Source organism: Candidatus Cloacimonadota bacterium (assembly GCA_034722995.1).
Taxonomy (GTDB): Bacteria; Cloacimonadota; Cloacimonadia; order JGIOTU-2; family JGIOTU-2; genus JAGMCF01.
Window position 1 is genome coordinate 1 of the sequence record JAYEOL010000075.1, and the last position, 22,097, is coordinate 22,097.

Sequence of the window (22,097 nt, forward strand, 5' to 3'; positions counted from 1 at the left end):
CATAATAATTTCTTTCCGTTACTATGTTGGAATTTCTCTGTTTCTCTTTTTCTTTTTTATTTTATCATATTGTCAACTATTTAGTTATGGCATTCTAACAACGTTTGAGCTCACCTGCCGCCGAGCGAAGCGAGGGAACAAAAACGCCGCGCGTTTTTGCGGTCAGGTGCAGCGAATTGTTAGGTGTTTTTATACAACTTCATCAAGATTTTTCGTTGATGGAGACCTTCCCAATGATTTCATCTTTTTTGAATATGCAACTCCATTCAAAATAAGAAATAGTAGTGCAGGAACTAAGAGCCACCAGCTCCAAACAAAGCACATGATAAGAAGAACGAGAAATAGAAATAAAGTTGTTCCTTGAAGTTTTGTCCAGCGATAATAGTTTCGATTTTTCTGCTTGATATCATCCATGTTTTTCTTTTTTGGGTCTGATGGATTCTCTTTTACGATTCGATTCATATATTTTTTCTTAAATAATCGTTTCTGGAGCGTAGCCCAAATGAACAAAAATATAGACATGGCAAATAAAGCAAGAGCAATTCTTAAAGAGAACCATATGATAATAATACTAGCAATAAAAGACCAGAATGAAACGACAATCTTTCCATATCCAATGTGATAAGAGGTTCCACGGCTTTTTGAATTTTGAAGTATCCTTTCATATTTATCCATTATTTCACCTATATAGATAATTTACACCTAACTATTAATTATACTGCACCCTGCAGTCTAACATTCCTATCTTATTCGTTAACAACTTAATATAATAATGCAAGTTACCAAAATATATAAATGAGAAAAAGCTTGCATTATATTTGCCCTTACTAATTTATTTGTCCCATTAGAAGTTGTCCTTCTAAAGAGGTGTAATTCATTGTCAAACAAAGTCATGCTGTCAAGAAAAAAAATCTTGGAGATAAATTATGCCAAAACCAAAATTATTGGATATGGTTAGAAATCAGATAAGATTAAAACATTATAGCATCCGCACAGAAGAAGCTTATGTAATCTGGATTAAGAAATTTATCTTTTTTCATAATAAAAGACATCCGAAAGATATGAGTGAAGAAGAAGTAAAAGAATTTCTTACTTACTTAGCAGTTGATAAAAAGGTCTCTGCATCTACACAAAATCAAGCACTATCTGCTCTTCTTTTTTTGTATAAAAATGTTCTGAAAAAAGAGTTGAAATTCATCAAAAATACTGTTTCAGCCAAAAGACATAGACACATTCCAGTTGTTTTTTCACGAGAAGAAATAGAAAAGATTTTCTATTACTTAAAAGAGACAAACTGGCTTATTGCAAATTTGCTTTACGGCTCCGGATTGAGATTAATGGAATCTATTCGTCTGCGGATACAAGATATTGATTTTGACTATAATCAGATTATAGTTAGAAGTGGAAAGGGTGAAAAAGACAGAAAAACAATGCTGCCGTTATCTCTGAAAATGCATTTGAGAAATCAGATAGATAAAGTAAAAATTATTCACTCTGAAGATATAAGAGATGGTTATGGAGATGTATTTTTGCCTTATGCTCTATCAAGAAAGTATCCAAATGCGAGCAAAGAGTTCGGCTGGCAGTGGATTTTCCCTGCTTCAAAAAGGTCAATTGACCCAAGATCTGGAATTATACGTCGCCACCATATTTCTGAAACCGTTCTTCAAAGAGCTGTAAAAAAAGCTGTGAAAAAAACTGGTATAACCAAACCCGCAAGCTGCCATACCTTTCGCCACAGTTTTGCTACTCATTTATTAGAGAATGGTTATGACATCAGAACAGTTCAAGAACTCTTAGGTCATAAGGATGTCCGCACCACTATGATTTATACTCATGTCTTAAATAAAGGCGGTTTAGGTGTTAAAAGTCCACTGGATTAGTAAACTATGTAACTTGAGTTATCCCGATAAATCGGGATGACTTAAGTTGCTTTGGCAATTCAACTTAACTCAATTCCTTCGGACTTAAGTCAAGTCTCATTCCTGAAAATACAAAATAGCTAAATTAAAAATATTTGTCCGTGATAGTTCGCCTGCCTTGCCAAAGTTTTAACGAAGGCTGGTGGCTAATTTAATTCCGATGTTCTACAAAACAATAAAATCACTTTTAGGATGAACTTTTATTATCGATTTGTTAGCTATCTTAAATAAACTTGACCTTGATTTTCTTTCTAACGCGTTCAAAATGTTTATCCATTGTTACAACTATCAAATCCTTCTCTTCAGCGATTTTACATTGGTATGAATCATCAAAATCTAAATCATTTTCATCTCTAAATTCAGATAACGCCAAATATGCTTGTCTTGACAATGAAACGATATCTATTTTTGAAAGAATATCTGATACAAAGCGAGTAAATATCCTTTCTTTCTTTTGCCTAAAGAGTATCACGCCGATAGAATGTAATGTAAAATTTGAAATTGATATGTTGCCCAGACTGTTATTCAAAATTTTCTTGCAGTCAGCTGATTTTTCTTGTGATAATAAAATTTCCAGGAAGATATTAGTATCAAACAAATACATTATCTCCACTCCGTTGATTGGTGTTGTAATTCTACCGAAGAATATTGGTCTTTGATATCAGATAAGCCGCCTTCCCAGGTAAAATCAAATTGAGCTGGAATAGTCTCATGCATTTTTTTTGTTATCAGGAAATTAATGAAATCTAATACTTCCCTTTTCAAATTGTCTGGCAATGAATTTAATTTACTTTCTATTGAATTGGCATCCATTTTATTTTTTCCTTTCATCTAATGTTTTTAGTGTATTCATAAATATTAAATCCTACCTTAAATCAATCTAATATCTTTTAAAGAAGTTTGTCAAATATTTTATAAAAAACTTGTATCATTTTAATATTGAAAAATATTTTGATTGTCAGAAATTAATTAAAATTTTGATAAATATATGTTCTACAAAACCTTAAAACCATTTTTAGCAAAGTCGGGTTTAATCAGTCAGTTCAATCATCTGGCGGAAACAAAAACGCCAAAGCAAGTCTTCGGCCTAAATGCTTCGGCAAAATCTCTCTTACTTGCTCATCTTTTTTATACCGCAAAGCAAAATGTGCTGTTCGTTACCACTAATGATGTAATAGCAAGAAACACTTGTGATGACCTAAAGATTTTGCTTGGAAATGATAATGTTCATTTTTTACCAGAATATGAACTTTTGCACTATGAAGAATTTTCACCACAACAGAGCTGTCTTGTTGAGCGAAGTAATACATTAAGCAAAGCAGTCCTGGGTGAATCTGGAATTTTTATTGTTTCTATTAAAGAATTTCTTCGTAATATTAATCATCACGAAAATTACAAAACGAATATTATTTCTCTATCAAAAGGAAAGGAATATAATTTAGAAAAGCTTGTTTCAGATTTAATCGCTTGCGGATATAGTCATACGAGTCAGGTTTCGCAAATAGGAGAGATAAGCAAACGAGGTGGAATTTTAGATATATTTTCTCCTCAATATCAGAATCCGTTCAGATTAGAATTCTTTGGCAATGAGGTTGTGTCTATAAGAGAGTTTTCTGCCCAATCCCAGTGCTCCATGGATGATAGCTACACTAAGATAACCATCCAACCAATCCGAGAATTTTCTCTTAATAATCTTTCTTCATCATCTCCGGATGAACTTTTAGAAAGAATTTCTTCAAAAGGCTTTTATGATGGCATTGAACAGGATTTGGCAAAACTTCTGAAAAGAACTGCAACTTTTTCTGAATATTTCAATCCACAAGACACATTTTTAGTGTTTGATGAATTTCAAAATTTTTCAAATATTGAGGAATTACTTTTTGATGAGGTAAAGAAAAATTACAAAGATAAGATTATTACTATTTTAGAAAATATTATTGCTAAACCATATAAGCTATTTTCAAAATTCAGTAGTTTGAGCCTTAAAAAATTTTCTACATTCTATTTTAATCGTAGTAACTATCATCTTTCAGAATATTCACTCTATATTCCATTTAAATCCCAGATTCACCCCGTTAGATGCTCTTGTCCTGTTAGATGCCCACCTTCCGATGGGATGCTATCTAACGGGGTAAATTTCAATAGCAACTTTACTCTTTTAAATACTGAAATAGATTCTCTTTTGCAAAAAGGTTATACCATTTTCATACAATCTGACAATAAAAGTCAGAGTGATAGGCTTCAAGAGATGCTGCCAGAATTTCAGGATAAAGTAAGATTTTTCGTAGACTCCCCCTCAGGAGGGAATGTTGGCGTTTTTCAGAATGGTTTTATTTTTGATGATGCTCATCTTGCAATTTTCACAGACCATGAAATATTTAATCGTTACAAACAGAAAAGACATTTTGTGCGATTCAAAAAAGCAGAAGCACTTGCAGATTATGAATCATTAAAAAATGGTGATTATGTTGTTCATATAGATTACGGCATCGGGATTTATCAAGGATTGGAAAAGTTGAAAATCAAGGATTCTGAAATGGATTGTCTTGCCATTCAGTATGCAAATACTGACAAAATTTATGTCCCAACAGAGCAATTAAATCTTATTTCCAAATTTTCAGCTCAAGAAGGTATTACTCCAGAGATTTATAGGATTGGTGGAAGAAAGTGGGAAAGAGTTAAAGGAAATGTAAGGAAAGAAATAGAAAGAATTGCTGCTGACCTTGTATATCTTTACGCACAAAGAAAATTAGCAAAAGGCTTTGCATTTTCCAAAGATTCTGAATGGCAAAAAAATCTGGAAGCATCATTCATTTATGAGGATACATCTGACCAGATAAAAGCTACCGAATATATCAAAAATGATATGGAATCTGCAATCCCAATGGAACGATTGATTTGTGGTGATGTTGGATTTGGAAAAACAGAAGTGGCAATCCGTGCTGCTTTCAAATCTGTTATGGACAGCAAACAGGTTGCCTTTCTGGCTCCAACAACCATTCTTACAGAACAGCATTATCTCACATTCTCAGAAAGGTTGAAAGATTATCCGATAAGAGTTGAGATGCTTAGTAGATTTATTACACCCAAAAACCAGAAGCGAATCATAGATGGTCTGCAATTTGGCGAGGTTGATATTGTAATTGGCACGCATAGACTGCTTTCTGATGATGTAAAATTTAAAGATTTGGGTCTGATTATTATTGATGAGGAACAAAGATTTGGCGTAAAGCACAAAGAGAAATTAAAGGCATTAAAGACATCCGCAGACATTCTTGTTCTTTCTGCAACTCCTATTCCGCGAACCCTTAATATGACTCTTTCAGGTGTTAAAGATATGACTATTATGGATATCCCACCGGAAAATCGCTTACCGATTCGTACTGCCATCATTCCATATAATGACGACATAATTGAATTAGCAATAAAGAGAGAGATTGATAGACAAGGACAGGTTTACTTTCTGCATAATAGGGTTGAAACTATTTATACTATGGAGCAGAGATTAAGTCACCAGATGCCTGATATCTCTTTTGTCGTTGCACATGCTCAAATGCCAGAAAGAGAGCTGGAAAGAATTATGCGGAATTTCTATCATAGTAAATTTGATGTTCTCGTATGTACCACAATAATTGAATCTGGAATTGATATTCCAAATGTTAATACAATTATAATAAACTATGCTGATAAGTTCGGATTGGCGCAGCTTTATCAATTACGAGGACGAGTTGGTCGTTCTGACCGTCAGGCTTATGCTTATCTTATTGTGCCAGGTAAGACTACTGAAGCAGCTAAAGAAAGGCTGAAAACTATTGAACAGAACGAGGCTCTTGGCTCTGGACTTAATATTGCAATGCGTGATTTAGAGATACGAGGAGCTGGTAATATCCTTGGTGAAAAACAACATGGTTTGATGAATACAGTCGGGATAAGTTTTTATAACCAGATCTTGAAAAAAGCAATTGAAAAAATTAGCAAAGGTGAAACTAAAGATATATTTGAAATAGAGAGAAGAAAGGCAAAAATTCAATGTGAAATTCCGTTCTATTTTCCAAAAGAGTACATTGAAGATGAAGCAATGCGATTGGTTTTCTATCGCAGGCTGAATAACTTAGAAAATGAAAAGGAATTCTATAAGCTTCAAAATGAAATGGTTGACAGATTTGGGAAATTACCACAGGTTGCAAAGTATGTTTTCAAATATTATTTAGTAAATTTCTGGGCTGAAAAATGCAAAATAAAATCTGTCTTTATTGGAAGAAGAAAGATTGTTATTGAGCCATTTAAATCAATGATTTCAAAAAGTAAAATTGAAAAGATTATAAAATCAACCAAGTTTGCTGTACATTTTAAACAGATAAAGGGATTTTCTATTATAGTAGATATTCCATATCTCAAGGATTCTTTGTATAATAAAATTGACAGATTCAATTCAAATTTTGATGTTTGTATTAAAATAATTAAAGTATTTGGAGAATGATTATTTATTTTATAATAAACTATAGGTCCACATTTTTAAGAGAATTTCTAATTATGGTTTAGGAGAATATAAATGAAAATAAAAAAATCTACCAAAATTTTTACTGTAGTATTAGTAGTGATTTGTGCATTTCTAATTATTAGAAACAATTTTATGAAAACTGATTCTAATAAAATTTTAGCAATGGTTAATGATGAGGTCATATATATTTCAGACCTTCAAGCCGAGGCAGAAAAATATGGTTCTGATTTGTCAAAGAATGATAAAAGGCTTATACTACAAGATTTAATTAATAAAGAAATACTAAAAGTCTATGCAGAGAAGAATAACTTCTTTGAAAATCCAGAAATAAGAGAAAATTTTAACTGGCAAAAGAGTATGGCAAAAACTGAATTACTATTAAAAACAATGCTTGAAGAGAAAGCCAATCAAAATGTCCAAATTTCTGACCGAGATTGTAAAGCATACATAAATGACCATCCTTTAATCAAGATAATGACAGTGGTTATTCCGATAAAAGATGGGAATTCTACAAAAGCAAAGAAAAAAATTTACAAAGCATACAATAAGTTAAAATCCGGTGCCAAGTTTGAAAATGTAAGAAACAAATTTGTTGATAAGATTTATAGGGGCACAAATAATGAACCTGAAATTGTGAAATCCGAGACTTTAAGACGAATGTTTCCTAACGAGTCAATAGACCTTTCAATTGGAGAATATACAAAACCAATTGCATCACCTTATGGATATTATATTATAAAAAGATATGATGACCCAGAATTTGAGGAGATAAAAAAACATATTAAAAATGAGGTTAGAAGCAAAAAAGAGGGTGCATTCCTAACAAATTATCTTGATAAAATTAGGTCAGGGATTACCATTTATGACAAAAATCTAAAGGAAGTACTTTCAGAAAATAAACCATCAACCGAATCTGATATTCTAATTGCAACTTATGATGATTATAAATTAAAATATAATGTTGTTAAAAAGTATCTTGATAACTTCTTAACAAAAGAGCAGAGGAATAATATGGAATTTGTAAACACCAAAGAGATTATAAAACAGATTGCTCTACAAGAATTCCTGAACAATGTTGCAATTGAAGAACATTCTGATACTATATCAACATTTATAAGTCAGTTGAAGGCTCAGGAACAGGAGTTTGAAAGTAAATGGGAAGATTTTGTTCTTGGTGAAATATACAAAAATGTGATTAGCCAGGAAATTGAGGTCTCAGATGAGGAGATTCAGAATTATTATCAAAATAATCAGGACGAATTTTATCAAGATGGAAAATTGAAATCTCTACCCAGGATGCGTAACAAAATAAATATGAAATTGAAACGAGAAAAACAGGATAAGTGGTTAGAAAAAGTAAGGCAAGATTATAATATAAAGATTGTGAAATATGAAAAATATCTATAAAGTTTTAGCATTATTATTTTTAGTTATTTTTGTTAGTCTTTGTATCCAATGCAGCAAAAGAGAAGGTAAAATCGTTGCAGAGGTGAGTGGAGAAAAGTTGTATGAAAATGAATTTCGTTCGCTTTTTACTGAACAGGAATGGCAAAATACATCTCTTGATGAAAAGAATGAGATTATAAAAGATTGGATTGAGATTACTCTTCTCTCTCATGAAGCTGAAAAAAGAGGATTAGATAAAGAAGTTAATGTAAAATTTAATATCAAATACAGCAAAAAGACTATTCTGGCAAATAAAATTTTAGCTGATGAGTTAAATAAAATTCATGTTACTGATGATGAAATCTTCACATATTACAATCTGAATAGAGCTCAGTTTACTAAACCGATTACTATATTTAAAATTCAAAAATTTATTGTAGAAAGCTGGACTATTGCTGATTCTGCAATAAAGTTATTTAACGGCGGTGAGGCATTCTATACTGTAGCAAAAAATCTTGGCAAAGATTATGTTGTAAGGTTTGTAGGGAAAGAAGATATCAATGAAAAATTTTGGAATTTCTTTTCGGGTATGAAAAAATGGAATATTCGTATTATTAAGGAAAAGGGAGAATTAAATATTGTTCAATTGTTAGATATAGAAAAGAAGAATGTTCCCATCCCATTTCAAAACATTAAAGATTCATTGAAAACTACACTAATTGAAAATAACCGAAAATCTTTTTTAGATAATGCCTTAGATAGTTTGAAAATAAAATATAAAGCAAAGATATTTTAGTTGAATCGGTTGAATCGGTTGAACCAGTTCGTTCAACCAAATCGGAGGTATTATGGAAGATATACGAGATTTGAAAGTATATATTGAAGCATTAAACTTTTCTAATCTTATATGGAAAATATGCAAAGGATGGGATAATTTTTCTAAAAGAACAGTTGGAATTCAGTTAGTACGAGCAGCAGATTCAATCTCCGCAAATATTGCAGAGGGGTATGGTCGGTTTCATTATAAGGAAAATTTGAAGTTCTGCTATTATGCAAGAGGCTCTTTTGAAGAAACAAAAGATTGGTTAAGAAAAGCATATACGAGGGATTTAATAATTGGAAAAGAAAAAGATAATATTGAGAATTTTTTAATACCCTTTGTAAAACAACTTAATGCATACATTAATTATATTAAGAATTGTATGAATAGTAAACCAAGTTCAACCAGTTGAATCAGTTGAACCAGTTGAATCGGTTGAATCAGTTAACCAGTTCAACTATTTTAACTAAACTAAAAGGAGAAAAATGTTGAAACGAAGTGGAAATCCCGATGTATCGGGGAAAAAAACTTATATTGCACTTTTATTAGTGCTTTTATGCACCACTTTATTAGCCGAAGAAGTGGATGAGATCGCTGCAGTTGTAGGAAATGAGACTATTCTCAAATCAGAAGTGATAGAATTCTATGAGCAATGGATGTCTAATTCCCAGCAACCCATTAATATAACGGAAGACGATATTCTGCAAATGCTAATTAACGAAAAGTTGATTTTAGAAAAAGCAAAACAAGAAGGAATCGTTGCTCAAGATGCAGAAGTTGAGATGCGATTAGAACAGGTTATCAATAACCTTCAGGCACAATTTAGTTCACCCGAACAGTTCTTTTTAGCTCTACAAAATGAAGGTTTGACATTGGAAAAACTAAAGGAACAATATAGAGAAGAGATTTCTAAACAGATTGTAAAAGAAACAATTTTAAATCAAGAGGTTTTCTCTAAAATCTCTATTTCAGAATATGAAAAAAGAAATTTTTATCAGACACATATTGATAGCATACCTCTTCGTCCAGAAATGGTAAAAATTGGTCAGATTATTATCAAACCAAAGGTAAGCCAGAAGAGTTTAGACGAAGCATTAAATGAGATTCAAGATATTAAATCTCAATTAGATATAAACGGTGATTTTGAAGAGTTAGCAAAAAAATATTCCGAATGTCCCACTGCTGATAATGGAGGAGATTTGGGATACTTTGCTCGCGGAGATATGGTTAAACCTTTTGAAGAGTCAGCATTTTCTTTAAATGTTGGAGAGGTCAGTGAACCTATTAAGACACAATTTGGTTATCATTTAATTCGTGTTGATGATAAAAGAGACGGAGAAGTGCATGCTCATCATATTTTGATTAGAGTGGAAGCAACTAAGCAGGATACGATAGAAGCAAAACAGAAAATTAATGCTATTTATAAAAAGCTGAAAAATGGTGCTGATTTTATCAAACTTGCAGAACAATATACAGATACAACAGGAATTGGAAAAGAATTTAAAATCATTCAGGAATATCCAGTTAGTCAGTTAGAAAAGATACCTTCTTTCGGAGATGTGATAAAAACCCTGAAAGAGAATGACTGTTCTGAAGTTGTTGAGATTGATGGTAGTTATTATATCTTTAAAAATTTCGGATATGTTGAACCAAGACCCTATGAATATGATGAGATTTCTCAACAGATAGAAAATTTAGCATTAGAGCAGAAACGGCAAAATGCTCTTGAAAAATGGCTCAAGGATTTAAGAAAAGAGATATTTGTGAAGGTGTATTAATATAAAATGGATAAAGTATGGAAATTGTAAAATCAATAAAAAATATACAAATAAGATTAACCGAGGAAAGATGGTTCCATATTACTGAAGAGCATTCAGAGATGGCAGGATATTATTTTGATGTTCTTGAAACAGTGGAGGAGCCTGAGCTAATATATGAAGGTAATGCAGGAGAATGTATAGCATTAAGGGAGATAGAAAACGGAAAGTATTTAGTTGTCATATATCGTGAGTTAAATAAGAAAGATGGATTTGTGATTACTGCATTTTTAACAAGACGAAAAAAACAACTTGAAAAAAGGAAGATAATATGGAAGAAATAAAGGTAAAAAATATATTGAGCTTTGTGCCACAGGTTTTAAATATACCATATTCAAGGATTTGGACAACATATGATAAAGGAGCTGATGTTTTGTATATTAACTTCAAAAAGCCAAGTCATGCTGATAATTCTGAACTTACTGATGATGATATAATAGTAAGATACGAAAAAGGAAAAATTATTGGAATAACTATACTTAACGCAAGTTCCCGTTTGTAAGACAATTTGCTGGAAGAGATATTTGTGAAGGTGTATTAAGTTAATCTAAATAAATATTCTAATCATCAGAATTTGGTAATTTGAATCTCAACTCCATTTTATTACTATCTAGGTTAAAACTCCAAAATTCTATTTCAATTTCTGGTTTCTCACTTTCTACATCTTTATTCTTAAAATCTTCAGTTTTTAAGAAATTTAATAGTATTCCCTTGTTGATGCTTTTAAGCAAGGAATTTTTATTATGAGGAAATGATTTTAGATAACTTTTCAATTGCTGCCGATTGTCATTAGTAAGTTTTGAAGAAACCTTTGTTTCAAGAACAATTGGTTCTGTTAAATTCCAATCTTTCTTTTTTGAAGCCAATAAAACGAAATCGGGACGGTCAGCTCCAATTGAATTACCTTTATAAAAAATTTCTATATTCACTTCTTTAAGATAATTAATTTTATTTTCCCTTAATTCTATTGCCAGAGCATTTTGATTTACAGTTTCATTAAATCCACCGCCAAGTTCCGAATAAATATTATTTGCCATTTTGAGAAGGTCTTTGCATATTTTCTTAATTTTCATGGTTGCCTATTGATTTTTAATTTATACTCATATATTGCATATAGAAAAATTCAGAGTACAGTATTATTTATCTTTTGATTTTATAATAATTTTTTCTTTGATTTCACTAAGCCTTTTATTCCAAGTTTCTCTAATTCCATTAGCAATTGGTTGAAATTCATCTTCATCAAATTCATCCGATTTTGCATTATTGCACCAATAACACGCCAAGACAATGTTACACTTTTTATACCCATTTTCAGATTTCTTTTGATCAATTTCCATAGTTTTACCACGAGAATAAAATCGTTTTGTTTTGATCTTTGAGTTGTTTGCCAACATTTCTATTTGTGCTTCACTGATTCCGCAGTAATAACATATTCTTTTATCTTTTTCTTTATCTTTAAAGAATATCTCTTTTTTAAATTCATCCAAATTCAGTTCGTTTTCAAAGTAATTTTTAAATTCGATTTTCATCTTTTTTACAATTTTTTTATTATTGTTTATGATGTCTGAGCTTATATTTTTTTCTGCTTTAATTTTTTTATTATTTCCTGACCAGATATCAAAATACTCATTTCGTTTTCTGATTTTTTTCATATCTTCATAATCTTCCTTATATCCATCAGGAAATAAATTTAACTCCTTTTTATCTAATCTTTTTTTGAAATCTTCAACATCATCACAAGTAAGTTTGTTTCTTTCATTTGGTTTACTTTCAGACCAATTGGTTACTTTTTGAAGTTTAAATTTATAATGATAAATCCTAAGTGCTTTTTCAAAACTTCTTTCCATTAGCGAATTATAACGTTCTTCAGCAATAGTATAAAGATGTTCTTTTTTCCTAATACTTTCTCGCCATTTCATTATAGAATCAATACTAGGACAACTACCAATGTTGTTTTTTTGTAATCTTCTTTGAAATTTTTTTTCATCAAAATTATCTTGATTTAATTCAATATTTAATTTATAAACTGAATCAAAACCTGAATGAATCAATAGTTGTGCAATTTTATCACCAATACCAGGAATACTACATAAATCTTTTATTTTTTCTTGATTTTCCATTTTATCCTCCTATTAATTCAGTATAATTTTCATTTTTTTCAATCTTTGATTCTTTCTGTTGTATACATATTAATCCTTTTATTTATAGAGCCACTACTATTATCAATAAATCTTGCCATTTGTTTTCCTTCTCTTATTATGTATTTTTTATGAGTTCTGCAAAATAGGGTTTTTTTCCCTCACCTCAATCCTCTCCTAAAAGGAGAGGAAGTATTAGTTCTCCTTCTCCTTGTAGGAGAAGGAGTTAGAGGATGAGGTTAAAATATAAAACATTCCAATTATTATGGATTTTAATAGAACCTTCCATCTTGCAGATCTCATTATGTATTTTTTATTTTCCTAATAAACCCAATAGGATTCTTTTTCATACAAAAGGAAGATTCAACTTCAATATCACAATATTTTATTAAATCTTTTTGTTTCAACTTTCTTCCTTTACCTTCTCTTGAAGCTGCTTCAATGCAAGCATTTTTTACAATAATCTTTATCTGTCCTCCTGTAAGTTGATAAGAATTAGCCAAAGCCGGAATATCTATATCATTGGAGGTTGGAATCATATCTGAGATATGTAATTTCCACAACTTCATTCTTTCTTCAAAATCAGGCAAAGGAAACTCAAGTTTCAAGTGAAACCTGCGGCTAAAGGCTGTATCTATATTTTCTCTTAGGTTGGTTGTAGCGATCAAAATTCTCCGTAATCTTTCAAATGCTTCAAGGAAAAGATTTTGAAGTGTATTAAACATAATATCCACTGATGTGTTTGTATTATTTAACCTTTTATTTAAAAATTGGTCAGCTTCATTCAGTAGTAGCACTGGAGGATTATCTGTCCTTCTTACAATCCTTTCAAATAATGAAAACATTCGTTGAATATTCTTCTCACTATCACCAACCCATTTTGATTGAATACGACTCATATCAGTAACAAGTAATTTCTTGCTCAAATAGTTTGCAATAGCACCTGCAGCAAAAGTTTTGCCTGTTCCGGGATGTCCATAGAATAACATTAACATCCCTGGCTCAATTTTCTTATCGGTCTTTCCAAATTCATGCATTCCTGCTTCATAAAGCCCCCATTGAGAAAGCACATAATCAATATTACTGATATACTGGTTTAGAGATGTTCTTATTGTGTTTTTCATTTCAGTTGGTAAGATTAAATCATTTAAGGTTTGAGCAGGTTCAAATAAAGTATAGAAATTATTTCCTTTTAAAATTTGCAATAATTTTTCACCGTCATTAACTGAAGTTTTCATAATTATTCTTCTGGTAATGTCTGAAGAAATTCGTATATCACTGCTTTTGGTTCTGAAAAAAACATTTTCCGAAGTCTCAATAAGACCATTTTTTACAAGCCTTGAGTCAATTGAAACATATTCTCTATTGCGATACATCTCCTGTTGATCACAGCTTATGAGTTTTAGAACATCTTCAACATCTGCACCATCATTTCCTTCCATATCTTCTTTAACAAGAAACATAAGTATAATAGATTCATTTTCATCTAATTTATATTCATCTACTATATCCATTAACGGAAATGTTATATTAGTTTTATTTAGCCTTTGTGCTATCCGTTCTTTCCATTGTATTGCTTCTAACATATCATTTGCTGGCATTTCATCAAGAGTAGAATTTGTTTTTCTTATTGAAAAATCCCATAAACTGAATCGATAAAGTTTATCAATATATGTAAACCAATCTGAAAGAAATTCTTTATTTGATTGATAAGGTTTATCTATATCATTGTTTACATCAATTTCTTCACCTAATATCAGTCTGGAGAATGAACGATGAATAGTTATATCATTTTCGAGTAATGAATACTTTTGAAAGTTTATATGGGATTTGGTATCACTTTTCCTGGTTCTTTGAAATTTAATTTGCTTTTTCTTTGTATATAATATGTTGTACTTCAAAAGTCTAACTATACGATCGAGCTGTTTTATTCTTTCAGAAGGATTTGGATATATTGCTTCCAAAAGTTTAAGAGGGTCGATTTGAAATTCTCGCTCAACTATATATTTATACCAAGCAAATGCGATAATCAAAGTATCTTCATTTGTTAGTTGAAGATTTTGAAATTGTTTGAGATTAGTAAATTTTGTTATCAATCTTTTGTGTTTTTCTGAATTAAAATCTGATGTATGATTTTTCTTTGATTCCTGATAATTGTCTTTTTCAGGTAGTTGTTTGTTAATAATAGAACCTAAATGGAGTAATATTTGATATGGTTTTTGTGTGTTATTCATAATAATATTAAATTTTATTAAATGAATTATTTTAAAATTTGTAAAATTTTGATATAATTCTCCTAAGGAAATTTTTTATTGAATGTATGAAATTAAAAAATTAATTGAATCAAATATTAAAAATATCAAGTAATATGAGTTGTCAAGAAATTTATGAAAAAAATTAAAAAAATTTTAAAAATTATTTTAACCAATTAGGGTGAAAGGTTAATAGTAGTGCTATTCTATATTTCGTAATTTATAAAATATGTGAATATTTTATTTGTAATTTATACTTTCATACTTTTCAATAATCCTACCTTCTTCTCATCATACCTGCAAATCTTTCTAAACCCACAAGAGTCGCAATGTGCTTTATCACGCTTTAATATCGTATAATGAAACTCGCCAGAATTTACCTTTCTATCAAGTTCCTTTATTGCAGAAATAATATTATTGATAGCAATTCCATTTTTATCAGTCCCCTCCCCAATTATCCCCGCGTCCGCGGGGACAGGGATAATTGAGGATTTATCAACAATCAATATATGTCTTTTCCGACTTTTTAAATCAATTTCAGAAATATCTCCTAAGAATGCAGATGGGTTTCCATCAATTAAATTCCAGAAAGCACAAATTACGATACCATCAGAAAATTCATCTTTGGATTTCAAATAATAGATTGGAAGCTGAAATTCTATATTTTCTTTTATGAGCTTAAAAGTATTCTCTCTGCCTATTTTGTAATCATAAATGATATATTTATCCCCTGTAGGGGATTTATTATCCTTGAATTTATCTATCCTATCAATTCTACCGCTAATATGAATTTTCTTACCATTGCAATCAAGAATTAAAAAGTTTTCATCATCTATTCCAAAAGATTTTTCAAAATCAATTGGTCGGAATTCTGGAAATGCTTTAAAGTCGGTTTCCAAGAAATTTCGCAAAATGCCATAATTGTTGTTATTATCCAACCCTGATACATATTTTTCATACTCTTTTCTTATAAACATATTATTCATATCATAATGGAAAGCATCAATTTGTTCGTTGGCTTTTTGTTTCATTAATGTAAATGCTTGTTGTAGATTTTTGTTAAATCCGCCACCTTTACCAAAACTTTCAAGAACCTTATGAACAAATATCCCCCAATCTCGTCTTTCAAATTCAACTCCAATTCTTTTTAATTCTGTAAGGGAAAGGATATTCTGGAAAAGGTATCTCATCGGGCATCGTGCCAATAGATTTATATCACTTGCATTATAATGATTAATATTTAAATCAGAACCATCTATCTTGCCCTCAAATTTAGAGAGGGAGTTTTCTTTGACCTCAATATTTCTCTTAGATAGCCTCTCTAATATTTTGTTATTTTGAAATACGATTCTTTCTTCATTCCTGATTAAATCCTGAAAATATTCCTTTCTGCTGATAATTTTTTCTGTTTCATCAATTTTAATCTCTGGAATATCATTTCCGAAGGGTCTGCCTCTGGTAGACATAAAAGAGGATTTTTGCAATTGATTCCCATCTACATCTTTTTCAGGATATAGAAAAGTTATTTCATTATAATTTTTCTGCCAGTGTATAAATAGATTTCGTTTTAGTTTTCGTTTATTAATATCTAAATTTTGAATGAGGAAATTCTTTTTTACGATTCCTGGAAATACTTCTTCAGCCATACCTAAGATAAAACAATATTTAGCTTTATGATTTATGCTTTCCCAGGCGCCTAATATATTCACTCCTTCGTATTCATCCGACAACTTATATTCTACAATTCCAGACCAATCCCGGAAGTCATCGTAAAGTTGATGAACAGAAATATCACTGATTTTCAATCTTTGATAAGTTTTAACTAAATTTTCAAATAGGTCTAATATTATTTCATAGGATTTTTTATTTTCTTTATAGAAGGGTTGTTGTGTATTATCATTTTCAAAATACTTATCAATACAAAAGTAATTCAGTATATTTTTGATTTTTTCATGAAAATATTCAGGTTCGCATTTTTTATTTATGTTAATTACAAAGTAACTATTAATTATATTTGCAAGTTTATGTATTGAATCAATCTCATTCTGCTCAGCACAATAATCTGAAATTTTGTTAGGATTTTTGATTAAGCCTTCCAAACTTGCTAAATTATTTTTTCTGACAAAGCGGTCAATCAATGATATGTCAGTCTCGCAATTTGCAAATGAATTGTTAAACAATTTAAAAATATTTTCAAATGAGTAAGGCTCAAACAGAAGGTTAAAAATATTGTCAAGCAGTGTGTAAATCGGACTGGATTTCAATTTTTTCCCTTTCGCAGTCTTATATCTAATTCCATATTGAGGGAAAATGTTTTCTAAAATTGGAAAGTATTTTTTGTAGTCAGTAAGAACGATTTTGATTTCGTTTATATTTATTCCTTTTTTTAGCAGTTGAAAAACTTTTTCTGCTGTCTGAATGATTTCATCCTGTTGGTTAATACAACTGCAACAGGATATTTCCACAGATAGATTATCTGAATCAGGGATTACTGAGAATGATTTAGCCTTACTTCTTATAAGGTCCAAAATTCTTCCCCATATTGGAAATTCATCAAAATAAAATTTTCCTAACAAATGAAAATCAGTTTTTGATATTAATTCTGAATTTGAAAATAATAAATAGTAAATGTCATAAGCATTCTGCAGGTTGTGTGTTTCTAAATAATTATTATAGGAATTGTAAAGAGTCCTGAAAAGTTTTGATGTTTTGTTCAAATCTTTGTCATTTTGATAAAATATTTCCATTGCTTGCTCAAAAGAATCCGTTATGCCCGGCAAATTTTTGAGGCTAATTTTTGTATTTTCTTGAATTATTTTCTTTTGTATTAAATGGTTAGTTTTGTTATCAATAAGATTTGGAAGCGAACCCTGTAATAGATTAGTAAGATAGTCCTGCACACGAAAAGCTCTGATATACGGTCTTTTGGTCATAGAATTTATTTCTCTTGCAATGCTACGATTAGGAGTAAGAATCACAAGATTGTTTCCCGAGTATGAATCTGCCACAGAGTCACCACTTAAGGCTTTACCACGAGGCAAGTATTGGCACAAGGTTTTTTTCTTTACTTGAATATACTCTTTTCCTATTTCTTTTGAAAAGTCAGGTAAACTTGAAAATGAAGAAGCGATATAATTTTTAATTAAATCTTCTAATATTTCATCCTTGGTTAGCTCAATGTTTTGGAATTTGTTAAAATACGAATAATAAATTCTGGCAGAGGATACTTTTACACCAAATCTTTTTTTCAAAAGGTAGATATAAAACTGAATCTGGATATCATATCTATGGAATTTTGTAATTGCTTCTGGCGAATTTCCATTGTTGGTTTTATAGTCAATAAGATGCCATTTGCACTGGTTATCCTGATATAGCAGGTCAATCTTTGCAGAGAGTTCCCAATAGATTCCATTTTTGGTTTGATTGGTATAACGCACTTCAAATTCAGGTAGTATTGTAAATTTCTCTTTTTGATTAAGAATGTTGAACAGTTCAGAATTACGAACATTTTGTAAATGTTGGTTTAGTTCAGAAATATATATCTCAGGCTTTTTTACTTTCAATAAGTAGTTTAAATAGTTTTTTATTTTGTCTTCATTTTCTGGATTGATTTCAAGAATGCCGAGTTGTAAAAGATAATGAAAAGCAGTGCCAAGTTTCGCAGAATCAATTATTGACCGAGTGTTGTCTGCCACTGCTGCTGCCTCTGCCACTGCTGCTGCCGCTGCCCCTGCATTAATAATGTCTGTTACAGAAAATTTTATTATTTTAGGAAATTGGAGAAATCTATCTTCTGGGGGCTCATAGTTAATTTTTTTTACATTGGAGATTACTTTTTTTTCTAATTTTTTTTCAATATTATAAGTCTTAATTAAGACAGGCAGATTATTTTTGTCAATTACAGAAGATGAGATTTTCAAAGGTGAGTTCTGAGAATTTTCAGGGAAATCCAGATTTTCAATATCAAAGATATCAATCAAATATTCATACCAGGTCTTTGCAGAATAGTCCATTACATTTTTTTTCTTTATTTTTCCATCAGTTTGACAGACAAAACAGAGTATAGATTGTGAGCGAGTGCAGGCAACATAGAAAAGTCGCTTTCTTTCTGCTGATTCTTGGGCATCAATTTCAGATTTTATTTTATTTAAAATAACGGTTCGTTTTCCTTTATTAAAGTTATCATAAATACTCACCCCAAGTTCAATCTTACCATTAATCTTTTCAATAAGAAAGGGTTCCGCCAGTGAAAACTTTGGCTTGTGTGAAATATCAGGGATTATCACAACTGGGAACTGAAGCCCTTTTGCTTGATGGATTGTCATAATTACTACTTCACTTTTTACAGGAATTTCTGAATAAGGTTCGCGTGTGTTTACTTCTATCTCTTCTGAAAGATATTTCAGAAAAACATAAATCCCTTTTCCATCTTTTGAAAATCTTGAAGCAATACTTTTGAGTTTTTCAAAATTTGCGAGTTTCTGCCCTTTTGAAGATTCTTCCAAAAAAGTATAGTCAAGAAACCTTTCTCTTTCAATGTATTCTAAGAATTTATCCAGAGGCATCTGAAAACAGAGATTCCTCCAGTTATTCAAGATATCAGGAACAGATTTATCAAAGTTTCTCAATTTTTGCAAAAATCCATCCCCATTCAGATGAGAAATCTTAAAAATATCATTATCAGAAAAGCAGAATAATGGTGAGCGAAGTATTCCCACAAGTGCAATCTCATCATTGGAATTAACTAAAAAGGATAAGAGATTAAATATGTCATAGACTTCCTGGGTTTGAAAGAATCCAGTTCCCCCAATCAATTCACAATCAATTCCAATTGTCCTTAATATATGTTGATAGATAACAAATTTTCTCCTTGAGTCAACTAAAATAGCAAAGAAAGGTTTTTTGGTTGAACTGGTTGAACTGGGCAACTGGTTTAACTGATTCAACTGATTTAACCGATTCAACCATTTCATTTGTATTTCAGGCTTGAATTTTTGATACTCTTGTATTTTGCTTCCTACTAACTGAGCTTCTATGCATGTATTTTCATAATCGGTTGCAGATTCATCTTTTCTCATTAGAGCAACATCAACGAATCCCGGGAATTGGTTCTCTGCTTTCGATTCTGCAATCTGAAGTTCTGCTTCAAAATCAAATTCCTTCTTGGTTGGGAATACTTTTTTAAACATAAAATTGAAGCATTTAACAAGATTTGTATTTGAGCGGTAATTATCAGAGATGTTAAAGATTTGTTCTTTTGGAATTTTGGTTTCTTTTTTTGCTTTTTGAATAACAGTTATATCACTTCCACGAAAACGATAAATGGATTGTTTTTCATCATAAACTAAGAAAATTTTCTTCTTACTCAATTGTCCGTTTTTTTCTGTTGAAAGAAGTTTTATCAATTCCCATTGCGGATAATTTGTATCTTGAAATTCATCAACTAAGATGTATTGGAATTGGTTAGCCAATTTTTTACGAATATTTTCTTTTTGGTTAAGTAATCTGATGGTTTTCTGGAGAATGTCCTCATACTCAAATTTTTGATTTATCTGCTTCCAATCTGACGATTTTTTTGCTACTTTTTCAAAGATTGGACAAAGATTTGATATTAGAATACTTGCCTGTTTATCAGTTTCAGAATGCAGCAATTTTATGTTCTTATAAGGAAAATTTTCCTCTAATTTTTGTGCTATTTTCTGTAATTTAATATTCTTATATAGACCTAAAAGTCCTGCTTCTTCCCAGACACTTTTTTTACCCAATTGGTGAGAACTTGTAAAAGTATAATATTTGTCCTTATTTCCCAATTCTTTTAAAATTCTTTTAAGAATACTTTGTTTTTCTAAATTTAAAGTATTGGCTGTAACTTTTTTTAAATCATTAAAAGTATTTTTACAGATATCTATAATAGGGGAATTTATCTTCAGAGAGGCATATTTTGCAAAGAATTCGCTTTTGTTTTTGAGGAAAGCAATAAAGGAATCAACATTTTCAGGAGAGTTGTTATTTAACGAGTCCTGTGAAATTTCTGATAGAGATTTGTTTTTCAGTTTTTTAGAATATTCTTTAAACTTGTAAAAATTATTCAGAGCATATTTTAGAAATAATCTAATCTTGTTTCCATCCCAGAATTGCAAAATATTTTTGAGTTCATTATTTTGAGAAATGGCAATGTCTTTTAAAAGTTTGTTTATTATTTCATTTTTGATTTGGGTTGATTCACTTTCAGTAAGAATGTCATAATTTGGGTCTATTTTAGCTTTAAGTGGATGTTGACGCACAATTTTTGAGCAGAATGCATCTATGGTGGAGATATAGTTTTTTGGAAACTCTTCAAGTATTATTTCTTTTTCATCCAGGGTTATATTTTTGAAATTATATTTCTGTTCCTCATTTGTATTCCCGGATATTTTATCAAAAATCCTTCGTTTCATTTCTGCGGCAGCTTTCTGTGTAAATGTGATTACTAAAATATTTTCAATACCATACGAAAGTTTTTTCTTTGCGAAAAAGTCCAGAATTTCGCAGAAGCGGTCTGTAAGCAGAGTTGTTTTGCCAGCACCTGCGCCTGCTGTAATAAATGTATTGGTTGAAATATCTAATTCTTTTTTAGGAGAGATTTGTTTTTTCATGAATTTATTTTTTATATTTTGGGAGTGGATTTTTACACACCCCGTCATTCCGATAATATCGGAATGCCACCCCTCTCCAGAGGGGATTTTTGGAATTCCCCTCTATCAAGAGGGGTGCCCTTTAGGGCGGGGTGTGTTACATTCTATCTTTTTCATATTCCTCAATCCAATTTTCAATAGAAGCCAAAACATCTTTCATATTCCTTTTTATATCAATATCTTTAAACCGTAAAAAATGAAATCCTAATGATTTCAATCTATCCTGTCTTTTTACATCTTTATTTCCTTTATAAATATGACTTTCTCCGTCAATTTCTATTATCAATTTCAATTTAGGGCAGAAGAAATCTACAATATAATTATCAATAGGTTTTTGACGATGAAAATCGTAGTCTTTCATTTTCTTTTGCTTGAGCTGATTCCATAAAAGAACTTCTGATAGAGGCATATTTTTACGAAGTTTTCTTGCAAGTTCTTTTAGCTTGGAATTGTAATATACTTTCATTTTTTCTATGTCTTTTTACACACCCCACGGATAAATCCGTACCCCTCTTATTAGAGGGGATTTTTCCTGAATTCCCCTCTAATAAGAGGGGTGGACTCCGATGAAATCGGAGGACGGGGTG

At 30.7% G+C, this 22,097-nt stretch carries 16 protein-coding genes; 8 read left to right on the plus strand and 8 right to left on the minus strand.

Translation table 11 applies throughout. The annotated features are described in order from the left end of the window. Positions 1-189: 189 nt before the first annotated feature. Positions 190-675 (minus strand): hypothetical protein, encoded by a 486-nt coding sequence (locus tag U9R23_08465; GenBank protein MEA3476454.1) that lies wholly within the window; start codon positions 673-675, stop codon positions 190-192. A 251-nt stretch (positions 676-926) separates the two neighbouring features. Here U9R23_08465 and U9R23_08470 point away from each other — a divergent pair, with 251 nt between their 5' ends. Beyond that, entirely contained in the window at positions 927-1,883 is a 957-nt protein-coding gene (locus U9R23_08470; protein MEA3476455.1) for an integron integrase, read from the plus strand. A gap of 262 nt (positions 1,884-2,145) precedes the next feature. Here U9R23_08470 and U9R23_08475 read toward each other — a convergent pair whose 3' ends face one another. Both U9R23_08475 and U9R23_08480 read right to left on the minus strand, forming a co-directional pair. Then, positions 2,146-2,526: a PIN domain-containing protein gene (locus U9R23_08475; protein ID MEA3476456.1), complete on the minus strand. Its 381-nt coding sequence runs from the start codon at positions 2,524-2,526 to the stop codon at positions 2,146-2,148. Further along, positions 2,526-2,753 carry a DUF2281 domain-containing protein gene (locus U9R23_08480; protein ID MEA3476457.1) on the minus strand — a complete coding sequence of 76 codons (228 nt, stop codon included), beginning with the start codon at positions 2,751-2,753 and terminating at the stop codon, positions 2,526-2,528. Before U9R23_08480 ends, U9R23_08475 begins: the two co-directional genes overlap by 1 nt. 157 nt (positions 2,754-2,910) lie before the next feature. Between U9R23_08480 and mfd the strand changes: the two genes are divergently transcribed. The 7 genes from mfd to U9R23_08515 all read left to right on the plus strand — a co-directional run bounded on the left by mfd (position 2,911) and on the right by U9R23_08515 (position 10,948). Continuing rightward, entirely contained in the window at positions 2,911-6,402 is a 3,492-nt protein-coding gene (gene mfd / locus U9R23_08485; GenBank protein ID MEA3476458.1) for a transcription-repair coupling factor, read from the plus strand. Positions 6,403-6,474: 72 nt separating this feature from the next. Then, positions 6,475-7,830 (plus strand): peptidylprolyl isomerase, encoded by a 1,356-nt coding sequence (locus U9R23_08490; GenBank protein ID MEA3476459.1) that lies wholly within the window; start codon positions 6,475-6,477, stop codon positions 7,828-7,830. Then, complete coding sequence (locus tag U9R23_08495) at positions 7,814-8,605, plus strand: hypothetical protein (protein ID MEA3476460.1); 792 nt, start codon at positions 7,814-7,816, stop codon at positions 8,603-8,605. Before U9R23_08490 ends, U9R23_08495 begins: the two co-directional genes overlap by 17 nt. A gap of 52 nt (positions 8,606-8,657) precedes the next feature. Further along, entirely contained in the window at positions 8,658-9,041 is a 384-nt protein-coding gene (locus U9R23_08500) for a four helix bundle protein (protein ID MEA3476461.1), read from the plus strand. Positions 9,042-9,114: 73 nt separating this feature from the next. Next, a complete protein-coding gene (locus tag U9R23_08505) occupies positions 9,115-10,407 on the plus strand; it encodes a peptidylprolyl isomerase (protein MEA3476462.1) in 1,293 nt (430 codons plus the stop codon). Between the two features lie 17 nt (positions 10,408-10,424). Continuing rightward, positions 10,425-10,730: a hypothetical protein gene (locus U9R23_08510; protein ID MEA3476463.1), complete on the plus strand. Its 306-nt coding sequence runs from the start codon at positions 10,425-10,427 to the stop codon at positions 10,728-10,730. Further along, positions 10,718-10,948, plus strand: a complete 231-nt coding sequence (locus U9R23_08515; protein ID MEA3476464.1) for a DUF2283 domain-containing protein — start codon at positions 10,718-10,720, stop codon at positions 10,946-10,948. The genes U9R23_08510 and U9R23_08515 overlap by 13 nt, the downstream gene beginning before the upstream one ends. Positions 10,949-11,006: 58 nt before the next feature. On the opposite strand, the gene U9R23_08520 is transcribed toward U9R23_08515, so the two are convergent. From U9R23_08520 to U9R23_08540, 5 genes are all read right to left on the minus strand, one after another. Next, complete coding sequence (locus U9R23_08520) at positions 11,007-11,519, minus strand: GxxExxY protein (GenBank protein MEA3476465.1); 513 nt, start codon at positions 11,517-11,519, stop codon at positions 11,007-11,009. 63 nt (positions 11,520-11,582) lie between these two features. Then, complete coding sequence (locus tag U9R23_08525) at positions 11,583-12,566, minus strand: hypothetical protein (protein MEA3476466.1); 984 nt, start codon at positions 12,564-12,566, stop codon at positions 11,583-11,585. A gap of 320 nt (positions 12,567-12,886) precedes the next feature. Continuing rightward, the gene (locus tag U9R23_08530; protein MEA3476467.1) at positions 12,887-14,818 is read right to left on the minus strand and encodes an ATP-binding protein; all 1,932 of its coding nucleotides are present in this window, start codon (positions 14,816-14,818) and stop codon (positions 12,887-12,889) included. A 269-nt stretch (positions 14,819-15,087) separates the two neighbouring features. Next, the gene (locus U9R23_08535) at positions 15,088-21,471 is read right to left on the minus strand and encodes a UvrD-helicase domain-containing protein (protein ID MEA3476468.1); all 6,384 of its coding nucleotides are present in this window, start codon (positions 21,469-21,471) and stop codon (positions 15,088-15,090) included. A gap of 136 nt (positions 21,472-21,607) precedes the next feature. Continuing rightward, positions 21,608-21,976: a DUF559 domain-containing protein gene (locus U9R23_08540; protein ID MEA3476469.1), complete on the minus strand. Its 369-nt coding sequence runs from the start codon at positions 21,974-21,976 to the stop codon at positions 21,608-21,610. Positions 21,977-22,097 lie beyond the last annotated feature (121 nt).

Excerpts from the sequence above, each read along its gene's own strand:
- U9R23_08465 (MEA3476454.1), bottom strand. The coding sequence starts at position 675 with ATGGATAAATATGAAAGGATACTTCAAAATTCAAAAAGCCGTGGAACC.
- U9R23_08470 (MEA3476455.1), top strand. The coding sequence starts at position 927 with ATGCCAAAACCAAAATTATTGGATATGGTTAGAAATCAGATAAGATTA.
- U9R23_08475 (MEA3476456.1), bottom strand. The coding sequence starts at position 2,526 with ATGTATTTGTTTGATACTAATATCTTCCTGGAAATTTTATTATCACAA.
- U9R23_08480 (MEA3476457.1), bottom strand. The coding sequence starts at position 2,753 with ATGAAAGGAAAAAATAAAATGGATGCCAATTCAATAGAAAGTAAATTA.
- mfd (MEA3476458.1), top strand. The coding sequence starts at position 2,911 with ATGTTCTACAAAACCTTAAAACCATTTTTAGCAAAGTCGGGTTTAATC.
- U9R23_08490 (MEA3476459.1), top strand. The coding sequence starts at position 6,475 with ATGAAAATAAAAAAATCTACCAAAATTTTTACTGTAGTATTAGTAGTG.
- U9R23_08495 (MEA3476460.1), top strand. The coding sequence starts at position 7,814 with ATGAAAAATATCTATAAAGTTTTAGCATTATTATTTTTAGTTATTTTT.
- U9R23_08500 (MEA3476461.1), top strand. The coding sequence starts at position 8,658 with ATGGAAGATATACGAGATTTGAAAGTATATATTGAAGCATTAAACTTT.
- U9R23_08505 (MEA3476462.1), top strand. The coding sequence starts at position 9,115 with ATGTTGAAACGAAGTGGAAATCCCGATGTATCGGGGAAAAAAACTTAT.
- U9R23_08510 (MEA3476463.1), top strand. The coding sequence starts at position 10,425 with ATGGAAATTGTAAAATCAATAAAAAATATACAAATAAGATTAACCGAG.
- U9R23_08515 (MEA3476464.1), top strand. The coding sequence starts at position 10,718 with ATGGAAGAAATAAAGGTAAAAAATATATTGAGCTTTGTGCCACAGGTT.
- U9R23_08520 (MEA3476465.1), bottom strand. The coding sequence starts at position 11,519 with ATGAAAATTAAGAAAATATGCAAAGACCTTCTCAAAATGGCAAATAAT.
- U9R23_08525 (MEA3476466.1), bottom strand. The coding sequence starts at position 12,566 with ATGGAAAATCAAGAAAAAATAAAAGATTTATGTAGTATTCCTGGTATT.
- U9R23_08530 (MEA3476467.1), bottom strand. The coding sequence starts at position 14,818 with ATGAATAACACACAAAAACCATATCAAATATTACTCCATTTAGGTTCT.
- U9R23_08535 (MEA3476468.1), bottom strand. The coding sequence starts at position 21,471 with ATGAAAAAACAAATCTCTCCTAAAAAAGAATTAGATATTTCAACCAAT.
- U9R23_08540 (MEA3476469.1), bottom strand. The coding sequence starts at position 21,976 with ATGAAAGTATATTACAATTCCAAGCTAAAAGAACTTGCAAGAAAACTT.